The sequence below is a fragment of the Lysinibacillus sp. OL1 genome, from assembly GCF_004332175.1.
In the GTDB taxonomy this organism is placed as follows: Bacteria; Bacillota; Bacilli; order Bacillales_A; family Planococcaceae; genus Lysinibacillus; species Lysinibacillus capsici.
Window position 1 is genome coordinate 103,972 of sequence record NZ_SJDS01000008.1, and the last position, 23,220, is coordinate 127,191.

Here is a 23,220-nt window from a genome sequence, read left to right on the forward strand (position 1 = left end):
GATTATTGGTTATTCCAAATTACTAGCTTCATTTCCGTCATTTCTTCTAACGCATATTTAATGCCTTCACGGCCTGTGCCGCTTTCCTTTACACCACCATATGGCATGTGATCTACTCGATAAGTAGGTACATCATTAATGATGACTCCACCAACGTGCAATGCTTTTGTAGCCTGAAAAGCTGTCTGAATAGAAGGAGTGAAGATGCCTGCCTGTAGGCCATAGTGAGAATCATTGATAGCCGCTATCCCTTCATCAATGGTGGATACCGTATTAACGATAACAACAGGTGCAAAAATTTCTTCACAGGATACACGACTCTGTGGCTGAACATTATATAAAACAGTGGGCAATAAAATATGATTGTCAATGTGACCACCTGTAATTACTTGTGCCCCTTCAGCTACTGCCTCTTCAATCCATTGATAAGCACGCTGTTGTTCAGCTTGTGAAATCATCATAGCAAGATCTGTTTGATTATCCATTGGATCACCAATTGTAAGCTGCTCTATTTTTTCCTTCAGCCGTATTAAAAATTCCTCCACCATACTTTCCATGACATAGATACGTTGTAAAGAAATGCAGACTTGACCTTGGTTGGAAAAGGCCCCCATCACAATGCGATCCATAATACGCTCTAGCTGTACCCCTTCGTCTATAATTACGCCTGCATTGGAACCTAATTCTAAGGTTACTTTCTTCAAGCCTGCTCGATTGCGTAGAGAAATCCCTACCGCTGGACTTCCTGTAAACGTTATCATCTTAACATTTGGATGTGCTAAAAATGCATCGCCTACTAATTTACCTTGACCAGTTACAAGATTAAAGGCACCTGCTGGTAAATTTGTTTGCGCCAATAATTTTGCCAAAAAATGGGCAGATAATGCTGTTTGTGTGGCAGGTTTCAATACAATCGTATTGCCAGCAGCTAATGCAGGTCCAACTTTGTGTGCTACTAGATTTTGCGGAAAGTTAAATGGTGTAATCGCTGCCACAACACCGATTGGCTCTCTTAATGTATAAGCAAAGCGCCCCTCTCCATTTTTTGATGCATCCATTGGAACCATTTCACCAGTAAGTCGCTTTGCTTCTTCTGCCGCAAATTTATAGGTTTCAACTGTGCGATCAATTTCAGCGTAAGCATACTTTAACGGTTTAGCTGATTCCATTGCAATGATACTTGCTGCTTCATCTCTATTTTCTGCAAAAAGGGTGGATAACTGCTCTAATATCTCTGCTCGTTGAAAAGCAGTTAATGCAGCCATTTGAGGAGCTGCAGCATGCGCACTTTCAATGGCCTCCTGTACATCTTTTTCAGTGGCCATCGCAAAGTGTGCCAATACCTCTTGTGAATAGGGAGCATGGATCTCCATCCATTCAGCAGTTATCTTCCATTCTCCATTAATCCATAAGCCCTTTTTCAATCGTAATTCACTCCTTTCTTTTTATGGTTACGTATTCATTTCAGAAAATAAAGAAATGAATACGTAACCATTTTGGTGTAAAAAATAAACTGATGGTCTATCAGTTTATTTTACACGTTGTATTTCTTGGGAAAATCTTAACAGACTCTGTTTGTCTAATGCAAGTACTTTTTTTCTCCATTACCTCAAATAATTTTTCGATAGCAATAAAACCTAAGTTCTCTTCTGATGTTAAACCTACTGTTGTTAAGGCAATAGAGTTATGTTTACTAAGCTCGACATTATCAATACCAATGATATTAAAATCTCTCGGAACCTGAAAACCTCTCTCTAAACAAAGATTCAATATTTCAATGGCAATGGCATCCGTAGCAGCACAAATAGCTGTTGGTCTTTTTTCGAGTTGTAAAAGCTCTGCAAACGCACGTTCAATATCCATTTTATTGGTGTTCGTTAAAAAAGTAGGCACTAATTTTGCATCTAGCCCATAATCCTGTAAAGCTTGTTCAAATCCCAGATAGCGTCCATAGAAGGTACTCATTTGATGTGGACCCCCTATCCAACATAAAGAGTCATGCCCTAATGATAGGACATGCTTGGTCGCAAGGTAACCTGCTTGAACATTATCAATTTCTACAAAATGTCTATTCTCTTTATGCTTACGGTTAAACATAATAAATGGAATAGCTAGTTTTTCTAGTTTATAAAATAAATCATCTTGATACAACATAGAAGACAATATAATTGCGTCTGCTTTCGTTTCTAAAACAGCATTGTAGATTGAATTAAGATTATCCTCTGTGCCAAAATAGACATTCACTTTATAGCCACGTGCATTAACATAATTCACGATGGCTGTAGTTGTATCAACAAAAAAAGGGTTGTGTAAGGGCCCCGAAATCAATGTAATAATGCCTGTTTTTTTCTGAACAAGCGATCTTGCTATATCATTTGGCACATAGTTTAGTTCCTCTATCGCCTGCATTACTTTTTCAATTGTTTTTGGCTTTACAAGCTCTGGTGTATTCAATACTCTAGATACAGTTGTTTGTGAGACACCAGCATGCTTCGCCACATCTTTTGAAGATACCAAAAAAACCACCCATTTCATCATTGTGAAGCTATATTATATCATCTATAGAATAATGATTATAGTGATGATTTCTTCTCTACCTTAACGCTTTCGCTCATATGGCTTTGCAGCTTCACTCGCTTTAAAGTTATAAACAGGTTTAATAACTTTGACAATATCTACAGTTTCCCCAATCGCAGAAGTAATTTCTGTCATCGGCTTATAGGCCATTGGTGCCTCATCCAATGTTTCTTCATTGACTGATGTTGTCCAAATCCCCTGCATCGTATCTTTAAAATCGGCCATATTCAAAGCTTTTTTCGCTGCGCGTCGTGAAAACATGCGTCCTGCTCCATGGGGGGCTGAATAATTCCATTCCGCATTGCCTTTCCCTATACAAATCAGAGATCCATCCCGCATATTCATTGGAATAACTAGCTTTTCATCTTTATTTGCACGAACAGCCCCTTTGCGAAGCGTCATCGTTTCTGTATCGATATAGTTATGAATCGTATCAAACGTATCCGTAAAATGCCAATCCATCTGTTTAGCTATGGTTTCTGCAATGGTCCAACGATTCATCCGTGCAAATTGCTGTGCAATCTTCATATCATGGATATAATCATGGAAAGCTTTACCCTCTAAATATGACAAGTCTTTCGGAACGAACGGTGTTTGTTCTTTATAGGCTTGTATCATGGATTGAATCTCTTGTTGTCGTCCTTGCTGTTTCATTGCTTCTATTTTTTCTGTCAAATCTTCTCGACGTAAATTTTCATAAGCTCTTTTTTGATGCCAATTAGCAACCTTTGCCCCTACATAGCGTGACCCCGTATGGATGAGCAAATAGTGCTGATCATCTTCATCTTTGGCAAGCTCAATAAAATGGTTGCCTCCCCCAAGTGTACCTAATGACAAGTTCGTATAGTCATCTTTCAAGCCGCTCGCTCGAAATTGTTTACCTTCAAACTCTACAAAATGTCGGCTTGGCGATACTTCTTTATGAATATCCTGCCCACTGGGTACATATGTGCGAATGATGGCATCGAGTTGAGCAAAATCAACTGTTGTTACGTCAAGTTGTGCTACAAATACACCACACCCCACATCAATGCCGACAAGATTGGGTACAACACGGTCTTGCAATTGGATGGTCGTGCCAATGACACATCCTTTACCCGCATGATAATCTGGCATAATACGTACTTTAGTGCCTGCCATAAAAGCCTGGTCTGTTAGTTCTTGAATCTGATCAACAGCTGTTTGTAATGCTGTTTGCGCAAAGATTTTTGCATTCGTGAAGCGTCCATTTATTTCAATCAAGTGTATCCCTCCTTACTACTTATACGTAAAACTGGAATGATTTGTTTCATATCATAAAGAAAACGTTCTAAAAGCATGCTACTTTTAGAACGTTTGGTGAAAACCTAATCTTCATATTGTACAACTAATTTTTTAGGTATTTCGGGTATATCATTTGATTTTACATCTTCTTCCCTTAAGTCAAGCAGTTGCATGGGATATTTTTCTTGCACCTCAAAAGGTATTGCAATACTTTCCATTTTATTATTCATTTGACTTCTTGCGAGTAAGCCATTGTTTGATAAATCAATGGCTAAAATAGCCTGCACAGTTTCCTCAAGCATGGCAATATCCTTCGATTTCAACGGCATTTGCTCATTCATTAAAAATGGTTGAAGATGCTCTTTTATATAACCCTGTGCTTCGATTAAGCAAGAAAATTCATTTAATTTTTCAGCATAGCGCTTTAACTGACGCTTATCTTTTGCACGCTGTTGATTTAGTTTCTGTACTTTTTGTTCAATACGGCTCATGCGTACTTTCACTAAATCAATCAAAAAAGGCTGTGTATCTCGAATCGCCTGTAGCATTGAAACCTCTGCTTGTTGTACCTTGGCATATTGGGCGACACAAACCTCTTGCTGCTCATTGAGTTTTTGAACACGCTCTTTGAAAAATTCATTTTGCGTATGTTGGCCAAAGAAAGCTTTCATAAGACCTTTACCATGAATTTTTTTATGTTGTGCATCTAAACGCTCATATTCGCGTAAATACTCACTGTGCATGTTGCGGTATTCACGCAACACTTGTTGATAGTGCACAGCAATTTCAGTAAATTCTTCCACCTTGGAATCGTGTAAATAATCATGTTGCGCTATCGTTTGTAATAGCTGATACAGTGTTTGAACCTGTTTAAACGTGTTCGCTACCTGTTCATATTCTTGCTCATATTCTTTGACAATTGCTAAGTCACGTTGATAGCGAGAATATTCATATTGGGTATCGCCTGCGTATTTTTCAATATTCTCTACAGCAGATTGAAATGGATCTCGTTGTGGAATTACAGTTAATTCGAAGCGGAATCGTTCAAGCCATTGTAAGAAGCGAATTAGGATGGCATATGTTTTTTTATCACTATTTTCAGCCACACGATGAATGTGAGCAATTAATTGATCATACTGACTTTTTTGCCAAAGCTCATGACTGTCTGTTTGTTTGGCTACTAGTGCATTAATTGCTGAAATCCCTATAAAATCACTCATCAAATGACCAATACGTTGTTGTTCAGAGTCCATAAATGCTGTGGCATGTTCCTCATCATCGATGCCGTTGATGACACATAAAGGTTCAACACCTTTATTCTTTAACGTTTCAATTAAGAGAAGTTCAGCATCCATTGCCATTGAACCAGCGCGTAACACCCAGAAAATTTCATCAACACGGTTCATAAGCGCCTCTGAAAAATAAGCCATTTCTCCTCCGCCTGCTTCTAATGACACAGAATCAATTATTGTCACGGATTTTAATAAATCATTTTTCAAATAGACTTCTAGGTAATCTAAGTGTTCACGTAAAATCTGGGAAGCAAACGTATCGCCAGTTGTTAGTAGCTCTAATTTACTGAGATCAAATACAGCGACAACACCATCTAAAAAATAAGCTTTAATCTCTTCTTGCTCGCCGTAGCGTATAAACGTATTTACACTTGTTGGATGCTGATCATCTACCGATAATATTTCGCGTCCTAGAAGTCCATTCACAAGTGTTGTTTTGCCCACCCGCTCTTTTCCAACTATTAAAATCATCGTCTGGTTATTGGCATCTTGAATGATTCGATTTAAATGTTTTGCTGTATCTTTCACATATGTATTTTGGACGATGATGCCATACAAGTGTCGTAGTTGGTCAACAAATTGCGGCAAAATATTATTCGCTGAGGTTGTATTTTCGATTGGCGTATTGTCAATGTTCGTCATCCTCAAAACCTCTTTTCGTATGTATCTATAAGACCATTATAAATGAAACTATGGCTTTTCTAATACACGGATTGATAAAAAGAGGACAATATACTTATACGTTTATACGACAAATAGGAATTCATCCTTACACCTATTTCCTGTCTGCTTCATATATGATTGCTACACAGACTAAAGGGAATAGTCCCATCTATGAGTTTAGAAGTATTAGGCTTGGAGATTTCTCTCCAAGGTTGCTGAATAGCTGACCTTTGTCCTATTCCTCCAAACCAGCCATACGAGCATAAACAGCTCCAAGTAATGGCATTCCACCTTGGGCACCTAATTTCTCTACAGATAAGGAGGCAGCGATATTAGCAAAATATACAGCCTCATCCAACGATTGCCCTTCTACTAAAGCATAGGCTAAAGCACCATTAAAGGTATCACCTGCGCCCGTTGTATCCACGACTGTTGTCATATAACCTGGAACATGAATTGGATAGGAGCCATCGAAATAACGTGCACCATCACTTCCTAGCGTCACGATTAATTTATTAGGATATTTTTCTAAAACTTGTTCCACTGGCTCGTTAAAAATTTCAGCACATTCTGTCTCGTTAGGTGTTAAATAGGTAATATCGTCCATCCACTGCACATCAAAATTGGCTGCTGGAGCAGGGTTCAACAGTATCGGAACACCCGCTTCTTTACATAAATGAATGGCATGGGCTGTCGTCTCTTTAGGGATTTCAAGCTGTATAATTACCAAGTTACTTTTTTGTATCAACTCTTTTGAAGCTTCAAGATGGGATATGCTTAGGTCATAATTAGCTCCAGGTACGACAACAATTCGATTATCGTTATTGTAAATAAGTATATTAGCAATGCCTGTAGGAGCAGTGGTGCTTTTTACAATGGCGTTTGTCTGAATCTGCTCTTGCTGTAAAGCAGCATGTAATGTCTCACCAAAATGATCATTCCCTAAACAGCCAACCATCGCCACCTCACTGCCAAGACGAGCTGCGGCAACTGCTTGATTAGCCCCTTTTCCTCCTGGAACTGTTTGAAACGAGTTACCTAGAATGGTTTCCCCCTGCTTTGGAAAAGCATTCATTTGTACAACTAAATCCATATTTAAACTTCCTATAACTGTAATCATGGAATTCCACCTTTCATCTTTTGATCAAACAAAAAAACAACTGAAATGAGTAGTATCATTTCAGTAGCTTAACAATATAAAAATTCGTATGAATTAAAAATTTCCGAAATGCCTATCGACTGTTTTAGGGATGCTTTCAAAAGCTAGCTGGATTTGTCCTTTAATATACAAATATTTTTATAATGATAACATAGTGCCACCTTCGCATTTGATGTTTCCTTTATTATAAATAATTTCATATAGGAAATGCACTACAAACACAAAAAAACTGAAGACAACATCAAATTTGTCTTCAGTCACATCCATTAATAGGCTACTCGCTTCGCCTCATATGCGGCGATGTGGTCCTCATATTTAAAGGTTAAGGCGATTTCATCCCAACCATTCAGTAACGTTTCTTTATAGTACGGGTCAATTGTAAAATGATAAACTGTACCATCTTCACCTGTTACGGTTTGCTCTGCAAGATTTACTTCCATACTATAGGGCTTTGCTAAGCCTTTTGCTAAAATAGCATCACATTCCGATTCTGTTAGCTTAATCGGTAAGATACCGTTTTTGAAGCAGTTATTATGAAAAATATCTGCAAAAGAAGGTGCCATCACAACGTTAAAACCGTAATCTAAAATTGCCCATGGTGCATGTTCACGAGAGGAGCCACAGCCGAAATTATCTTGCGCCACTAGAATTTTAGATTCTTTAAATTCAGGTTTATTTAATACAAAGTCAGCTATTTCATTGCCTTGTGCATCGAAACGCCAATGGTAAAATAAAAACTGTCCAAAACCTGTGCGCTCAATACGTTTTAGAAATTCTTTTGAAATAATTTGATCGGTATCAACATTTTTTCGATCAAGTGGTGTGATGACACTATTTACGATATTAATTGGTTCCATTTTTCAATCATCCCTTCCCGAGTAAAGCAAGACTTACACTGTTTCCTTCACAAATTCACGTACATCGACGAAGTGACCTGCAATCGCAGCGGCTGCTGCCATTGGTGGTGACACTAAATGTGTACGAGCTCCTGCGCCCTGACGTCCTTCAAAGTTGCGGTTTGAGGTAGAGGCACAGCGTTCTCCAGCTGGTACGACGTCATCATTCATCGCAAGGCACATCGAGCAACCAGACTCACGCCATTCAAAGCCAGCATCCAAAAAGATTTTATCTAAACCTTCTGCCTCAGCTTGTTTTTTCGTTGTATGTGAGCCTGGGACAACGATGGCTGTGACCTTGTCATGCACCTTACGTCCTTTGATGACATCAGCAGCTGCACGCAAATCACTAATGCGTGAGTTTGTGCAGGAGCCAATGAAGACATGCTGGATGTCAATGGATGTTAATGGCTGGCCTTCCTCTAAGCCCATATAGGCAAGTGCTTTTTGAAGTGCCGCCTTGTCTGATTCATCCTCATAATCTGCTTGTGTTGGAACATGCCCAGAAACACCAGTACCCATCGATGGGTTTGTTCCCCACGTAATGATTGGTTCAATTTCTTCAGCTTTTATAATACGAACCGTATCGTACGTTGCATCTTCGTCTGAAGCAAGACTTAACCAGTAAGCGGCTGCTTCTTCCAATTTTTCTCCCTGCGGTGCATATTTGCGTCCACGAATATAATCGACTGTTGTTTGGTCAGGTGAGATAAGCCCTGCTTTTGCGCCTGCCTCAATTGACATATTACAAATCGTCATGCGTTCTTCCATAGATAGTTTGTGGATAGCCTCTCCAGTGAATTCCACAATATGTCCTGTACCAACACCTATTCCGAACTTGGCAATGATGGCTAGAATAATATCCTTTGCCGCTACCCCAACTGGTAGCTCCCCTTCGACACGAATCTCCATCGTTTTCGGCTTATTTTGCCATAATGTTTGCGTCGATAATACATGCTCCACCTCTGATGTTCCAATACCAAATGCAATGGCCCCAAAGGCACCGTGAGTCGATGTATGAGAATCCCCACAAACAATGGTTTTACCAGGCTGTGTTAATCCAAGCTCTGGCCCAATCACATGGACAATCCCTTGGTCAGGGTGACCCATGCCTGCTAACTCAACGCCAAATTCCTCAGCATTTTTAGCTAATGTTTCGATTTGATTGCGCGCAATGGGATCATGGATAGTTGGTAAATTTTTTGTTGGTACGTTATGATCCATTGTCGCAAAGCTTAAATCAGGACGACGCACTTTACGTCCGTTCATGCGTAACCCTTCAAAAGCTTGCGGAGATGTTACTTCATGAATTAAATGAAGATCAATATATAACAGGTCCGGTTTGCCCTCTTCCTGATAAACAACATGTTTATCCCAAATCTTTTCAATTATATTTTTACCCATTGTCTTCACCTATTTCTTTAAATATATGTTGTCATAATACTTTGTGATACAAAGCTAGTATCAATTTCGTTAATTACCTTATCTGTCCATTCATTAGTTGATAAAATACGACTGCCGTCACGAGCAAGATCTGCTGTAAAGTAGCCATCATCAAATACTGCACTTACCGCGCGTTCAATTTCTGCTGCTTCTTCTTTTAAGCCAAATGAATATTGCAGCATCATCGCTACGGATAAAATGGTTGCAGCAGGATTTGCTACACCTTGCCCTGCAATTTCTGGTGCGGAGCCATGTACTGGTTCATATAAGCCAAAATTATCACCACGAATGGATGCGGATGGTAAAACACCTAGAGAACCAGTAATAACAGATGCTTCATCACTTAAAATATCACCAAACATATTTTCAGTAACGACTACATCATAGTGTCCAGGATTTGTAATCAGTTTCATTGCGACAGAGTCTACTAGGTTATGTTCTACGATTACATCTGGATACTCTTTTTTCTTTGCTTCTACAACTTCACGCCATAAGCGACTTGTTTCAAGCACATTCGCCTTGTCAACAGAGCATAATTTGCCACCACGTAAACGTGCTAGTTCAAAGGCATTTTCAACGATACGCTCTACCTCTGCTTTAGAGTAAACCGTTGTATCAATTGCGCCATTTTCAGTACGCATACGTGGTTCCCCGAAGTATACGCCGCCTGTTAGTTCACGTACAATCATTAAATCAACGTTCTCAGCCACTTCACGCTTTAATGGTGAAGCATCTAGTAAACTCGGGAACGCCTTTACTGGACGTAGATTGGCAAATAAATCGAAGTGTTTCCGAATTCGCAGTAACCCTTTCTCTGGGCGCAATTCAGGAGGGTTTTGATCCCACTTTGGACCACCTACAGCTCCTAATAAAATCGCATCACTATTTTCACACATCTCGATTGTTTCATCCGGTAATGGATTATTATGCTGGTCGATCGCAGCACCACCAATTGTTGCATATCCTAAATGAAATGTATGATTAAATCGTTTACCAATCACCTGTAATACACGTACAGCAGAAGCAACAACCTCTGGCCCAATTCCATCACCGGGAAGTACTGTAATTTTTCTCTCCATCGTCAAAACACCTTTCTTTGTATAGCGTATTCGCTAATTTAGTAAAGACGCTCACCTACCTTTTATCGAGGTGAGCGTAGTCATTACGTCTAAGCGTAATTTTTGATTAATTGATACAATACGCCATGACATCATTGCATCCGACTTGTGAATGGTACTTCATACAATTCACTACCTCAGAAACCTATACAGGATGTGCGCGAAGGCTTGCTTGTATTAAATGACGGTTAATAGCATTTAAATAAGCTTTTGCCGATGCTTCTAAAACATCTTGAGAGGAATTACGGCCTGTAGTCGAAACCTCATCATAGCGAATATTAATAACCGCTTCACCCAGTGCATCTCGTCCTTTGCCAACCGAGGTCACACGGTAATCAATGACATGTACAGCTCCAGGTACAAGTTGCTCCAGTGTATTAAAAATGGCTTCTACTGAACCAGAGCCAGTAGCTACAACGGTTTTCTCTAGTCCCTCAGGTGTAAGCACAATGGCTGTCGCTGTAGGAATATTTTCAGTACCATATTGCACCTGCACCATTTTCAACTCAAAGAGTGGTACATCTTCTACTTGAACTTGCTGCTCAGTAAGAAGAGTGAGTAAATCTTCCTCTGTAATTTCTTTTTTACGATCAGCCAATTTTTTAAATTCCACAAATGCTTTGTTCAACTTTTCATCAGAAAGATGGAAGCCCATTGTTTCCGCACGATCACGGAAGGCTGCACGACCAGAATGTTTCCCGAGAACTAATGGTATTTCACCTTCGCCGATTAAAGAAGGTGAAATAATTTCATAGGTTTCTGGATTTTTTAAGACACCATCTTGATGGATACCCGATTCGTGTGCAAATGCATTTCTTCCTACAATCGCTTTATTTGGCTGAATCACAACATTTGTCAATTTACTGACTAATTGAGACGTACGTTTAATTTCTTGCAACTGAATGCCCGTTTGCACCTGATAAATGTCCTTGCGAATATGAAGTGCTACAGCAATTTCCTCGAGTGCCACATTACCTGCGCGCTCGCCGATACCATTGATCGTTCCTTCGACTTGTGCAGCACCATTTTCTATTGCTGCAATCGTGTTAGCTGTTGCCATCCCTAAATCATCATGACAATGGGCGGAGAATTTCACTTTGTCAGCACCTTTGACATTTTCCAGTAGGAACTTAAATAATGCACCATATTCTTGTGGGGATGCATACCCTACAGTGTCTGGAACATTAATCGTTGTTGCACCAGCAGCAACCACTTCGTTCATAATTCGCACTAAAAATTCACGATCAGAGCGGAATGCATCCTCAGCAGACCATTGTACAAGTGGGAAGAATTTTTTAGCGTATTTAACAGCCTCTATCGCTTGCTCCACCACTTGATCAGGAGATTTTTTTAATTTGTATTCCATATGAATAGGTGATGTGGCTAGAAAAATATGAATATGTGGCTGTTGTGCTAATTTTATCGCTTCCCATGTAGCATCAATATCCTTTTGGATACAGCGAGCTAGCCCCGTCACAATGGAATTTTTTACTGTACCTGCAATGCGATGGACCGCATCAAAGTCACCGGGTGACGAAGCAGGAAATCCTGCTTCGATAATTGTCACACCAAGGCGCTCTAATTGTTTGGCAATTTCAATCTTCTCAGCTGTGTTTAAGTTAATCCCAGCAGATTGTTCACCATCGCGAAGCGTAGTATCGAAAATATCAATTTTTCGCACTTGTCGCCACTTCTCTCACAACTTTTTCTTTACCTTCGTTGATGAATGGCATCATAGCACGTAGTTTAGCGCCTACTTCTTCGATTTGATGGTTCGCACCAGCTTCTTTGAATTTTGTATATTCTGGACGACCATTTTCATTTTCTTGAATCCAACGACGAGCAAATGTACCATCTTGGATATCTGTTAATACATCTTTCATACGAGCTTTTACAGACTCATCGATGATGCGTGGTCCTGCCACATAATCTCCCCACTCTGCTGTATCTGAAACTGAGTAGCGCATTGTTGCCATACCGCCCTCAAACATTAGGTCAACAATTAATTTAAGCTCATGTAGTGTTTCAAAGTAGGCTAATTCTGGTTGATAACCAGCTTCTACTAATGTTTCGAATCCTGCTCTTACTAGCTGTGTTGCACCACCACAAAGTACCGCTTGTTCACCAAATAAATCTGTCTCTGTTTCTTCTTTGAATGTTGTTTCAAGAAGCCCACCACGTGCAGCACCGATTCCTTTACCATACGCAAGCGCTAAATCTTTTGCTTGGCCTGTAGCATCTTGGTGAATAGCGAATAGTCCTGGTACCCCAGCACCTTCTTGGAATTGACGACGAACTAGATGTCCTGGTCCTTTTGGTGCTACTAAAAATACGTCAACGTCTGCTGGTGGTGTAATTTGACCGAAATGGATATTGAAGCCGTGTGCAAACATCAATGCTTTACCAGCTTGTAAATGTGGCGCAATTTCCGCTTCATAAACTGCTTTTTGACGCTCATCTGGTAATAGAATTTGGATAACATCTGCTTCTTGTGCAGCTTCAGCTACTGTTTTTACGTCAATACCATCTGCTTTTGCCGCATCGAAAGATCCACCTGGACGAACGCCTACTACCACGTCAAAACCTGATTCTTTAAGGTTTAAAGCATGTGCATGACCTTGTGAACCGTAACCGATAATTGCGATTTTCTTTCCTTTTAATACGTCCTCGTTGATATTTTGCTCATAGTACATTGTAGCCATAGTTAATTTCCTCCTAGAATATGTTTTGTTTTTTATAGCTTTAGATTCTTGCTTTGTCTATAAAGCTATTTATTTTTATATGCAAACTATTTTAAAATAGAGAGCTGCGGGTTTGAGACTTTTTGTGTTTCACGAACGGAGGCAGTTGCTCCTGTACGTGTAAGTTCTTTAATGCCATACGGTCGAATGAGTTCGATGAAGGCATCAATCTTCTCTGGATGTCCTACTACTTGATATGTCACAACATTTTTGGCTGTATCAATAATTTGGGCTCGGAACGGCTCAACAATTGAATTCATTTCCAAACGTAAATTTGGTGGGGAAATCACCTTTACTAGTGCTAGCTCTCGCAGAACAATCGATTTATCGGTTATGTCATTGACCTTTAACACATCAATTTGCTTGGATAACTGTTTCACTAGCTGCTCAATTTTGCGTTCGTCCTCTACGTTAACAACGAAGGTCATCTTTGAAAAATTCGGTTGCTCCGTATGACCTACTGTAATCGATTCAATATTGAACTGACGCTTCATCAATAAACCTGTCAAACGGTTTAATACACCACTTTGGTTAATCACAGTTACGGTAATTACTCGTTTCAATTCTTTTTCACCCCAATCATTTCATGTAAGCCTTTGCCAGGTGCTACCATTGGGTAAACACATTCAAGCTGTTTCACTCGACAGTCAATTAATACTGGCTCATCAGACAGCAGTGCCTCACGGAAAATAGACTCTGCTTCATCGATTGTGTTAATACGATAGCCTTTAATGTCATAAGCATCAGCTAACTTAACAAAATCTGGTTGGATCGGCATCAGTGATGATGAATAGCGCTCTTCATAGAATGTTTGTTGCCATTGACGCACCATGCCTAGACAGCTATTATTCAAAATCACTATTTTTACTGGTAAGTTAAATTCCTGTAGGATGGATAGCTCCTGTGCCGTCATTTGGAATCCTGCATCTCCTACAATCGAAATAACTTTTTTGTCTGGCTTCGCAAATTGGGCGCCAATTGCGGCCGGGAAGCCGAAGCCCATCGTACCAAGTCCACCAGACGTTACCCATGCATGATCATTATTTAAATGATAATATTGTGCTGCCCACATTTGATGCTGCCCAACATCTGTCGTCACAATGGCATTCCCTTCAGTTACCTTGTGCACTAATTGCAATGCCTCTTGTGGTAGAATTTCTTGCGTATTTGTATCCTTGCAATACCATAATGGATATTCCATCGCATGATTCCTTAAATAAGCTAACCAATCGGCTGTATCAGGACCTTGGAAATCCTTTTTCAATAGGGCTTTTAAAGCCTCCTTGGCATCAGCAACAATTGGAATATCTGTCGGTACATTTTTGCCAATTTCAGCAGGATCAATATCGATATGGATAATCGTTGCATTTGGTGCAAATGTAGCTAGATTACCTGTTAGACGATCATCAAATCGTGCCCCAATATTGAGTAATAAATCCGATTTTGTGATCGCTGTATTTGCTGTAGCTGTACCATGCATCCCAGCCATCCCAAGGAATAAGTCATGTTCACCATGGATGGAGCCCAATCCTAGCAATGTGTTCGTTACTGGAATACGATATTTTTCTGCGAAAATCGTTAATTCCTCACGTGCATCCGCAAAAAGAACACCTGCACCCGCTAAGATGATTGGGTTTTTTGCCAATGAAATGGCTTGAATCGCCTTTTGGACTTGTAGATAATTTGGTTTATATGTTGGCTGATAGCCTGGTAAATAAATTTCATCAGGTGCTTGCGGTGGATTCTCTACATCAAACAACATTTGGGAAACGTTTTTTGGGAAATCCACGACAACTGGTCCCTTACGACCTGTGCTAGCGATATGGAAAGCTTCCTTCACAATGCGGGGAATATCATTGACATCCTGCACCTGATAGTTGTGCTTTGTAATCGGTGTTGTAATCCCCATAATATCGGCTTCTTGGAAAGCATCTGTTCCAATCACAGATGTCGCAACCTGTCCTGTAAAAACAACCAATGGAATAGAGTCGATCATGGCATCCGCAATACCTGTTACAAGGTTTGTTGCACCAGGTCCACTTGTGGCAATAACAACACCCGTTTTACCTGAAACACGAGCATAGCCTTCCGCCGCATGAATAGCACCCTGTTCATGTCTTGTTAAAATATGGCGAATTGGGTTTTTATACATCGCATCATAAATTTGTAATACGGCTCCTCCTGGATAGCCAAAGACAATTTCAACCCCTTGATCGTGCAATGCCTGCACTAATACATCTGCACCGTCCTTTGCTTGATAGGTTTGTTCAGCTGTTGCTGTTGTAGCTAATTGTTCTTGTTCATTGATTGAAACATTCGCACTCATCAAATTATGCCTCCTTCATTTCTTTCAAACTCACACATCAGTGTTGTAGATTAGTGAAGTGTCAATAGCTGGATTGACTATTCCTCTCATCCTTTTCGTTGAGAGGCTGTTCAATTGCATCGTGAAAATAATAAAAAGCCTTTTTCTCCACACGCAAAGAACTACCTTACGTAGGGATGAAAAAGACTTTCCATGGTACCACCCTTTTTTATAGCAAATAATTGCTACCTCGCGAATAAATGACAGCATTTATGCACCAATGCGAAAGACATCGCATCCAATATAGTGCCATAAAACATTTATTCATTAATAACGAGCACTTTCGACTATGCCCGGAGCTATCTAATGGTGTTAACACGTTTAATAGCCCACTCCGAGGGGATGTCGGATCTAGTTGTATCGCCGGCTTCCAGCACGACCGGCTCTCTGGTAGATACAAGGCTCTAGAACCTTTAACCTCATCAACGTTTTTATTTATCTAGTTGTTAAATTTTCATTACGCCTCCAGTGGAAGCGCTCGTCACTAATTTTGAATATCTTGCTAACCAACCCCGTTTGATTTTTGGCTCAAAGACTGGTAATTTTGCACGACGTTCAGCTAAAACTTCATCTGAAACTTGTAAATTAATCGTACGATTTGGTAGATCAATTTCGATAATATCTCCGTTTTCTACTAAAGCGATTGGACCGCCTTCAGCAGCTTCTGGTGAAATATGGCCAATTGAAATACCACGAGATGCACCTGAGAAACGACCATCTGTAATTAATGCAACCTTTGTACCAAGGCCTCGACCTTGAATGGCAGATGTTGGTGCAAGCATTTCTGGCATCCCTGGGCCACCCTTAGGTCCTTCATAGCGAATGACGACTACATGGCCCTCTTTCACCGTTCCATTATCAATGTTTTCTTGTGCTGCTTCTTGTGAATCAAAAACAATTGCCTCGCCCTTGAATACTTTGATAGAAGGATCAACGGCCCCTACTTTAATAACAGAGCCATCTGGTGCGATGTTACCGAATAAAACGGATAATCCACCTACAGCACTATATGGATTGTCTTTTGTTCGAATGACTTGATCATTCGTGATGTGATAATCTTTAACAAGCTCACCCATTGTAACGCCTGCTACGGTTGGACGGTCTGGATGAATAGCACCTGGAATAGATGTTAATTCATTAATAATGGCACTTACTCCACCCGCTTTATTAATATCATCCATTGAAATATCTGAAGCAGGCATGATTTTTGCTAAATAAGGCACTCTTTCCGCTACTTTATTAATATCTTCAATGTTGTAATCTATTTCGGCTTCATTGGCAATTGCTAATGTATGAAGAACTGTATTTGTGGAGCCCCCCATTGCCATATCAAGAGCAAAAGCATCATCAATTGCCTCTTTTGTAATAATATCGCGAGGTTTAACGTCTTCCTTGACCATGCGAATTAATTGCTTAGCTGCTTCTTTAATCAGCTTGTGACGCTCTTCAGAAGTGGCAACGATTGTACCATTTCCAGGTAAAGCAACACCAAGCATTTCCATTAAGCAGTTCATGGAATTTGCTGTAAACATGCCTGAGCATGAACCACACGTCGGACAAGCATTATTCTCAATATCCAACAGCTCTTCCGCAGACATTTTTCCTGATTTGTGTGCTCCTACACCTTCAAACACAGATGTTAAGGAAAGCTGTTTCCCTGCTGCAGAAGTTCCTGCCTCCATTGGACCACCTGAAACAAAGATAGATGGTACATTCGTACGAACTGCTGCCATAAGCATTCCTGGTGTAATTTTGTCACAGTTTGGAATATAAAATACGCCATCAAACCAATGTGCATTAATAACTGTTTCAGCAGAGTCTGCTATAATTTCACGACTTGGTAAGGAATAACGCATACCAATATGCCCCATTGCAATACCATCATCGACACCAATTGTATTAAATTCGAATGGAATACCACCCGCTTCAATAATAGCTTCTTTCACTACATCAGCGAACGTACGTAAATGAACGTGACCTGGTATTATGTCGATATAAGAGTTACAAACCCCAATAAATGGTTTGCCTAGATCTTTTGCTTTTACTTTGCCTGTTGCATATAAAAGACTTCGATGTGGCGCTCGATCTACGCCTACTTTAATCATGTCACTTCTCATTTTAAACGCCCCTCATTGCTATCCATACTATGTTCGTTTCTATAGACAAAATGTTCTGTCTTTTTAATTTTTGTTTATAGAGTAATAGTCTCTTAGACGATTACCGCTGTAACGAACGTGTTAAATTGTTGTTATCATAGTACGAAAAAAAGGTCTCGTCAACAGTATTTTTTGAATTGTTTAAACAATTCAAAAAATCTGTCAAAATTGAAATCGTTTACATGCTGATTAAGCATCAGTTTTATCTCGCTTTGATAAAAATTTTGACATTTCGTTCAAATTTTAATTTTTCAATAATAAACAACAATAAGTAAATAAATAATTCCCATATATTTGAATAACTTAAATCATCCAATCCTAGAGATAACGCTTACAATAGAAACAATTTTTTTAAGTATCCTGTAAAAAATACTTGTTCAGGATCATATTGGTGTCGAATGCTTAAAAACTTTTCAATCTCTGGATACAACGCATAGACCGTTTGCGCTGTTAAATGATGTTGTTTTCCCCAGTGAGGACGACCTTCATATTTTTGCATCAATGTATGCACCCATTTAAAGTAAGGCTCTTCTGCCATTCCCTTATACATATGAAAGGCTATAAAAGCCGACTCACGCCCTTGTGTTGGACTTAAAAAACCTGCTTCGCCTGCAGTTGTTCGACACTCTAAAGGAAAATGAACATTAAAAGTCCCTTTTTTAAAGGTTGCATGGATTTCCTCCAAACAAGCTTCAAACTGTGATAGTGGGATGGCATATTCACTCTCTTGGAACTTCACGCTACGAGGTGAGGGATAAATTTCATAGCTTATCCCTACTTTTTCACTTTCTACCACATTGGCAGCCGCTATTTTGCTCATGGCACCACTTAAACCTGGTTTCCACTTACAAAGCTCTGACATCGCAAAGAAAGCACCATTTTCTACTATTTGTAGCTTTAACGTTTCTATTTTTTTATTCCATTCACTTTGAAAGACAGGCGCGACCGCGTTCATCCGTTTTACTTGAATTGTTTCACTACCAGGGAAATAAAACCACTCCACATGACGATGTTGACGAATATCCCCCGCAAATAACGAGAGACCATTTGTCAATGTTTCTCTTGCCCCCACATAATGCAAACCATATAGTGGTATGACTTTAATCGTTACTTTGACCAGAACACCTAGCATCCCAAGAGATACATGCAGTGCTTCAGATAAATCATCCATACCTCTCCTATGTTCCTGATAAGTACCCGTACCGTCTACAAATCCCCATGCCTGGACAGCTGACGATAGTGAACCAAGTGTAACCCCTGTACCATGTGTGCCAGTTGACACTGCTCCTGCTATGGTTTGCTCCTGTATATCGCCCATATTGATTAACGCAAAACCGTGTTTCGCTAGCATTGGTCCAATTTCATATAGGTAGGTCCCCGCCCATAATGTTGCCTCCTGCCTTTCCTCATTCACAGCGATTAATCCACGCAGATTATGTAAGGAAATGGCTATATGCTCAGGCATAGCCACAGCGCTAAAAGAATGAGCAGCACCTGTGACACGGATTGTCTTTCCTGATTGACACGCATGCTTCACAATTGCTGAAACTTCATCAATAGAGTGTGGTAAATACATTTCACTCGGATAGGAAATAACATTACCAGCCCAGTTTGTCCACTTTTCACCATTTCGCCATTTTTCTATAGAAAACATTGTCCATCCCCCCTATATGTTGTGTAATGTCCTGCATACTTGTTCCCACGAATAGCATGGAGGACCTGAAAACGCTCACAAAGCTCTCCAGCCTTCGCATGTCGAAAATAAATGGTATCGCCAATATGGACACTCTTCCCTTTGACCTTAATGGGTGTTTGCACTTCCCCTGCGCCTTCTAGGCTAAGATATGCAAAAGTAGTAGGGTCATAGAATACAGGCAAACGATCCATCCCAATGGCTCCAGAAGCCGTGTAGCCTCCCCCATGACAAACAACGATATTTTTTTCCGGCATTCTTGTTACACGTAAGGCAAATCCAGCAGCCTTTTCTAGCTGTAAATGTGTAAATTGATCGAACAATGCAGGTGCATAAAAAGCTGAGCCAACTGTAATTTCCGTTACTTCCTTCTGTTGATTGGTGTACGTCATACTTCCCGATCCTCCACCATTCACAAAGCGCAGATTGGGAAAATAGGCCTTGATATGGGCGATCGCTAATCGACGAAACTGCGTTACTTGCTTTTTGGCTTGTACTTGCATGGCTTCTATGATTCTACCTTTTAAAGCATTTGCAGGACGATTGCCAACCCCTGCTATTTGTGCCTCATAGCCCATCGCTCCTACCACTTCAATTACAGGGGTATTTTGAATGGTTTGTAAAAAAGGTGTCAACGTTTCAAGAGAAGACAATGACGAACGTTTTGTTCCAAAATACAATACTTTAAAATCATTCGAAACATTAAGATCAATGCAAACCTGTACACGTACGCCTATCTCTTGTCCTAATTTCGCCAATAGTTGGATATGTTCTGCTCTGTCTACCATAAAGGTAACGATTTTTCCTTCCTTTACAAAATGCAACAATCGACGAATCATTGCTTCCTCCATTACTGGATAGCCAAGCAATAAGTCATCAAACTGCTGCTCCAATAAAAAAAGGGTCTCTGCTGCAGTAAATGTCATAACCCCCACAACATTCACAAGTTTTTTCTGTATATAACGAAGGACCTCAATAGAACGAATCGATTTTGTTGCAATACGAATTTGTTTTCCACCACAAGCATCTTGAACCATTTGTATATTTTTATCTAGTGCATCTAAATCTAACCATGCAAATGGTCTTTCCAAATCACAAAATGCTTGATCCAATCTTGACGTCATTTCATCACTCCCTTGTATAAACTATGTATTTGACATTTAGCAGAACAATTCCTTTTTTCAGTTAATTAAGCATAATAAAACAACCGTGAGCCTGTTTTACAATAAGACTACACGGTTGTTTTAATAGGGGATAAACATTTTATTCACCTTTCTATTAAGTTGATTACGATGCGTATAAGAATTCAGCTGCAAGATTTAGCATCACTAATAAATGCAAACCAGCAATTAAAAATCCTTGACGATTTAAACGTTTCATAACAGCCATATTCATACGACCACGCTCCTTTTCTACATTATAATCCCTTTATACAGAATTTTCAAACTATTAAAAAGTGGAAATTTACCCATTTTTCTTTCTCTACTCTAAAAATTCTCCCCAAAAATAAGGAATTGTACAGGGAATTGACATTCTGTTTCAATAAATAATGTATTTTTTCACGAATGAAATGGCTATTGTAGTAAATAATTTAGTTAAATGGCTGTTTTTTATTGTTACTGGCGTTTCATTCATTTCTGGTACGAATTGAATGCATGAACATACTATAGAAGTAAGCGATAATCGGTGTATGTACAATATAGAAGTAATTGTAGTTAATGTGGACATTTTCACAGTAATTTATGCAGTTGGATTAGCTATAAAGTGAGCACAGCAAAGGAGCTGCATTCATTTGTCTACAGCCTTATTTACAACATGTAATAATTACTAAACAAATCACAGTGTTTAATCTACTCCATTCAGGGTATAACTAAGTAATCGCCATTATATCTTAAATTTAAGGAGATGAAAGTAATGATTAGTTTCATTTGGTATTTAATTATTGGAGGAATTCTTGGATGGTTAGCTGGCGTCATTTTAGGTAAAGATGTACCAGGCGGCATCATCGGGAATATTATTGCAGGGATTGTCGGTTCTTGGATTGGTAGTATGGTTTTAGGGAACTGGGGCTGGAGAGTAAGTGATTTCTATGTGTTCCCAGCACTAATCGGTGCCATCGTGTTGATCTTTATCGTCAGCCTTATTTTAAAAGGTATGCGTAAAGCAACTTAAATATGTAATGAAGAGCCATCCAGTGTGATGGCTCTTTATTATTTTCCATGTAAAAGAACAGCTGCTTGGAGCTCATCGTGAAAATCATCATACAACTGGTAGTAATATAACACATCCTCAACATATTTCTCGCTATGGTTGTATTGATAAACAGCTTTCTTAATATTCCCTGTCGCAGCACCGTATTTAGATAAGTAATTCGCAGCACTAAATACTGCATCCTCTATATCATAAGGATCGGCTATTCCATCCCCATTTGCGTCAACACCATATCCTCCGTATTTAGCAATTGTCTCAGGACTCATTAATTCAGTTTTCGTGATACTTCCTTTACCTAAACCTGAGCATGTAGGATGCTGCCAGCCAACGAATGTACAGGGCATGAATTGCATATGCCCCTCTGCCCCAGCAGATGATACCATTGATTTTACCGTAGAAAACCGTGTTTCAATACGATGATGAGCAGCAAGTAATGTCCAGGGTACACCATATTTTTCTTCTGCAGCTACATAAACGGGAATGTATTGCTCAGGAATTTTCATATCGAAATGCTGTTGAATCTCCTCAATTGCCTTTTGCTGGACAAGCTTTTCGAATATCGGTAATGTTTGAAGCTCTTTCCAAGCAAAAAACGTGAGGACATACACGGTAATTGCAATTGGAATCAATAATGCTATCATACCCAATTTTGTCGCGGGTGATAACATGGGTTTGTTATTCTTTTTCTTTGCCATACGTCACACCTAATCTAGTATTCTTTTTCTATATTACCAAATTTTCCGTCATGTGCAGTATATCTTTTCATTTTGAAAGATTGAAGTCTTCCACATCTATGAAAGTACATCATTTCCACCATGAAAGCAGTTGAAAGGTTTGGTAAAAATATAGTAAAATACAGATTGATTCGTTTATTGGTTATTAATAGGGAGGAATTTATTTGTGGAAAGACTTTAAAGAATTTGCGATGAAAGGCAATATTGTCGATCTAGCAGTAGCAGTAGTTATTGGTGGTGCTTTCGGTAAAATTGTTACCTCCTTAGTTGAAAATATCATCATGCCATTAGTCGGTGTTTTAACAGGTGGTATTGATTTAACAAAGAGTTTTGTTTTTGGCTCAGGTGAAGCCCAAATCAATTTTGGTGTATTTCTACAATCCATCATTGATTTTTTAATCATAGCATTTGCCATTTTTATGGCCTTACGAATTATGACAAAGCTCACACGTAAAAAAGAAGAAGCAGTCGTGGAAGAACCAGCACCTGAACTCGATGCCAAAGAAGAGCTTCTCAAAGAAATTCGCGACTTGCTAAAAAAAGAACAAGCCTAACATGTTGTTAAAGCATCTGTCTCTCAAAGGAGGCAGATGTTTTTATTTTGCATCCTTTACTTTTTGTGTTCTATCCGCTACTTCAAAACCTATCCCTCACTTTGTCTGTTCTATCCGCCACTTTTCACGTTGTATCCACTACTTTTCACGTTCTAACCGCTACTTTCTATCTTCTATTCGCTAACTTAGAAACTATTTATTTCGCATAAAGCCACAGTTAATCTCCTACTATTCCTAGGTGATTAACTATAAATAATCTAGCTAATTTTCAGAAATCACCTTGTTCTTCTTTAGTATCCATGTTAAATTGGTAACAATTATTGAGAATACTATTAAATTGAAAGCGAAAGCTGTT

General features: G+C 39.4%; 18 protein-coding genes. 2 read left to right on the forward strand and 16 right to left on the reverse strand.

The genetic code is table 11. From position 1 onward, the window contains the following. Positions 1-2: 2 nt before the first annotated feature. From EW028_RS15310 to EW028_RS15380, 15 genes are all read right to left on the reverse strand, one after another. Positions 3-1,424: an aldehyde dehydrogenase family protein gene (locus EW028_RS15310; RefSeq protein WP_131521496.1), complete on the reverse strand. Its 1,422-nt coding sequence runs from the start codon at positions 1,422-1,424 to the stop codon at positions 3-5. Between the two features lie 100 nt (positions 1,425-1,524). Further along, positions 1,525-2,526, reverse strand: a complete 1,002-nt coding sequence (locus EW028_RS15315; RefSeq protein WP_227744966.1) for a LacI family DNA-binding transcriptional regulator — start codon at positions 2,524-2,526, stop codon at positions 1,525-1,527. Between the two features lie 72 nt (positions 2,527-2,598). Then, positions 2,599-3,819 (reverse strand): RtcB family protein, encoded by a 1,221-nt coding sequence (locus EW028_RS15320; RefSeq protein ID WP_131521498.1) that lies wholly within the window; start codon positions 3,817-3,819, stop codon positions 2,599-2,601. A gap of 104 nt (positions 3,820-3,923) precedes the next feature. Then, on the reverse strand, positions 3,924-5,774 hold the full coding sequence (locus EW028_RS15325) for a dynamin family protein (protein WP_131521499.1): 1,851 nt from the start codon (positions 5,772-5,774) through the stop codon (positions 3,924-3,926). 256 nt (positions 5,775-6,030) lie between these two features. Further along, positions 6,031-6,915, reverse strand: a complete 885-nt coding sequence (gene rbsK, locus EW028_RS15330; protein WP_131521500.1) for a ribokinase — start codon at positions 6,913-6,915, stop codon at positions 6,031-6,033. A gap of 305 nt (positions 6,916-7,220) precedes the next feature. Beyond that, the gene (gene leuD, locus EW028_RS15335) at positions 7,221-7,811 is read right to left on the reverse strand and encodes a 3-isopropylmalate dehydratase small subunit (RefSeq protein WP_131521501.1); all 591 of its coding nucleotides are present in this window, start codon (positions 7,809-7,811) and stop codon (positions 7,221-7,223) included. Between the two features lie 33 nt (positions 7,812-7,844). Next, positions 7,845-9,254 (reverse strand): 3-isopropylmalate dehydratase large subunit, encoded by a 1,410-nt coding sequence (leuC, locus tag EW028_RS15340; protein ID WP_131521502.1) that lies wholly within the window; start codon positions 9,252-9,254, stop codon positions 7,845-7,847. A 17-nt stretch (positions 9,255-9,271) separates the two neighbouring features. After that, the gene (gene leuB, locus EW028_RS15345) at positions 9,272-10,372 is read right to left on the reverse strand and encodes a 3-isopropylmalate dehydrogenase (RefSeq protein ID WP_004231422.1); all 1,101 of its coding nucleotides are present in this window, start codon (positions 10,370-10,372) and stop codon (positions 9,272-9,274) included. A gap of 184 nt (positions 10,373-10,556) precedes the next feature. Beyond that, entirely contained in the window at positions 10,557-12,092 is a 1,536-nt protein-coding gene (locus tag EW028_RS15350; RefSeq protein WP_131521503.1) for a 2-isopropylmalate synthase, read from the reverse strand. Beyond that, entirely contained in the window at positions 12,079-13,113 is a 1,035-nt protein-coding gene (gene ilvC, locus EW028_RS15355) for a ketol-acid reductoisomerase (RefSeq protein WP_016991908.1), read from the reverse strand. Before ilvC ends, EW028_RS15350 begins: the two co-directional genes overlap by 14 nt. Positions 13,114-13,199: 86 nt before the next feature. Next, the gene (gene ilvN, locus EW028_RS15360) at positions 13,200-13,715 is read right to left on the reverse strand and encodes an acetolactate synthase small subunit (protein WP_004231416.1); all 516 of its coding nucleotides are present in this window, start codon (positions 13,713-13,715) and stop codon (positions 13,200-13,202) included. Next, positions 13,712-15,478, reverse strand: a complete 1,767-nt coding sequence (gene ilvB, locus EW028_RS15365) for a biosynthetic-type acetolactate synthase large subunit (protein WP_131521504.1) — start codon at positions 15,476-15,478, stop codon at positions 13,712-13,714. The genes ilvN and ilvB overlap by 4 nt, the downstream gene beginning before the upstream one ends. A 485-nt stretch (positions 15,479-15,963) precedes the next feature. After that, positions 15,964-17,634 carry a dihydroxy-acid dehydratase gene (gene ilvD / locus EW028_RS15370; RefSeq protein WP_004231412.1) on the reverse strand — a complete coding sequence of 557 codons (1,671 nt, stop codon included), beginning with the start codon at positions 17,632-17,634 and terminating at the stop codon, positions 15,964-15,966. Between the two features lie 370 nt (positions 17,635-18,004). Continuing rightward, positions 18,005-19,327: a D-arabinono-1,4-lactone oxidase gene (locus EW028_RS15375; protein WP_131521505.1), complete on the reverse strand. Its 1,323-nt coding sequence runs from the start codon at positions 19,325-19,327 to the stop codon at positions 18,005-18,007. After that, a complete protein-coding gene (locus tag EW028_RS15380; RefSeq protein WP_131521506.1) occupies positions 19,315-20,490 on the reverse strand; it encodes an amino acid deaminase/aldolase in 1,176 nt (391 codons plus the stop codon). The genes EW028_RS15375 and EW028_RS15380 overlap by 13 nt, the downstream gene beginning before the upstream one ends. A 790-nt stretch (positions 20,491-21,280) precedes the next feature. On the opposite strand from EW028_RS15380, the gene EW028_RS15385 reads away from it, so the two are divergent. Next, positions 21,281-21,538 (forward strand): GlsB/YeaQ/YmgE family stress response membrane protein, encoded by a 258-nt coding sequence (locus tag EW028_RS15385; protein ID WP_004231402.1) that lies wholly within the window; start codon positions 21,281-21,283, stop codon positions 21,536-21,538. A gap of 38 nt (positions 21,539-21,576) precedes the next feature. Here EW028_RS15385 and EW028_RS15390 read toward each other — a convergent pair whose 3' ends face one another. After that, a complete protein-coding gene (locus EW028_RS15390) occupies positions 21,577-22,272 on the reverse strand; it encodes a lytic transglycosylase domain-containing protein (protein WP_131521507.1) in 696 nt (231 codons plus the stop codon). A 203-nt stretch (positions 22,273-22,475) separates the two neighbouring features. Here EW028_RS15390 and mscL point away from each other — a divergent pair, with 203 nt between their 5' ends. Beyond that, entirely contained in the window at positions 22,476-22,865 is a 390-nt protein-coding gene (mscL, locus tag EW028_RS15395) for a large conductance mechanosensitive channel protein MscL (protein ID WP_009370295.1), read from the forward strand. Positions 22,866-23,220 lie beyond the last annotated feature (355 nt).

What these genes read in the sequence shown, in the direction of transcription:
- EW028_RS15325 (WP_131521499.1), bottom strand. Translation starts at nt 5,774, where the DNA reads ATGACGAACATTGACAATACGCCAATCGAAAATACAACCTCAGCGAAT.
- rbsK (WP_131521500.1), bottom strand. Translation starts at nt 6,915, where the DNA reads ATGATTACAGTTATAGGAAGTTTAAATATGGATTTAGTTGTACAAATG.
- leuD (WP_131521501.1), bottom strand. Translation starts at nt 7,811, where the DNA reads ATGGAACCAATTAATATCGTAAATAGTGTCATCACACCACTTGATCGA.
- leuC (WP_131521502.1), bottom strand. Translation starts at nt 9,254, where the DNA reads ATGGGTAAAAATATAATTGAAAAGATTTGGGATAAACATGTTGTTTAT.
- leuB (WP_004231422.1), bottom strand. Translation starts at nt 10,372, where the DNA reads ATGGAGAGAAAAATTACAGTACTTCCCGGTGATGGAATTGGGCCAGAG.
- ilvC (WP_016991908.1), bottom strand. Translation starts at nt 13,113, where the DNA reads ATGGCTACAATGTACTATGAGCAAAATATCAACGAGGACGTATTAAAA.
- ilvB (WP_131521504.1), bottom strand. Translation starts at nt 15,478, where the DNA reads ATGAGTGCGAATGTTTCAATCAATGAACAAGAACAATTAGCTACAACA.
- ilvD (WP_004231412.1), bottom strand. Translation starts at nt 17,634, where the DNA reads ATGAGAAGTGACATGATTAAAGTAGGCGTAGATCGAGCGCCACATCGA.
- EW028_RS15375 (WP_131521505.1), bottom strand. Translation starts at nt 19,327, where the DNA reads ATGTTTTCTATAGAAAAATGGCGAAATGGTGAAAAGTGGACAAACTGG.
- EW028_RS15380 (WP_131521506.1), bottom strand. Translation starts at nt 20,490, where the DNA reads ATGACGTCAAGATTGGATCAAGCATTTTGTGATTTGGAAAGACCATTT.
- EW028_RS15385 (WP_004231402.1), top strand. Translation starts at nt 21,281, where the DNA reads ATGATTAGTTTCATTTGGTATTTAATTATTGGAGGAATTCTTGGATGG.
- EW028_RS15390 (WP_131521507.1), bottom strand. Translation starts at nt 22,272, where the DNA reads ATGGCAAAGAAAAAGAATAACAAACCCATGTTATCACCCGCGACAAAA.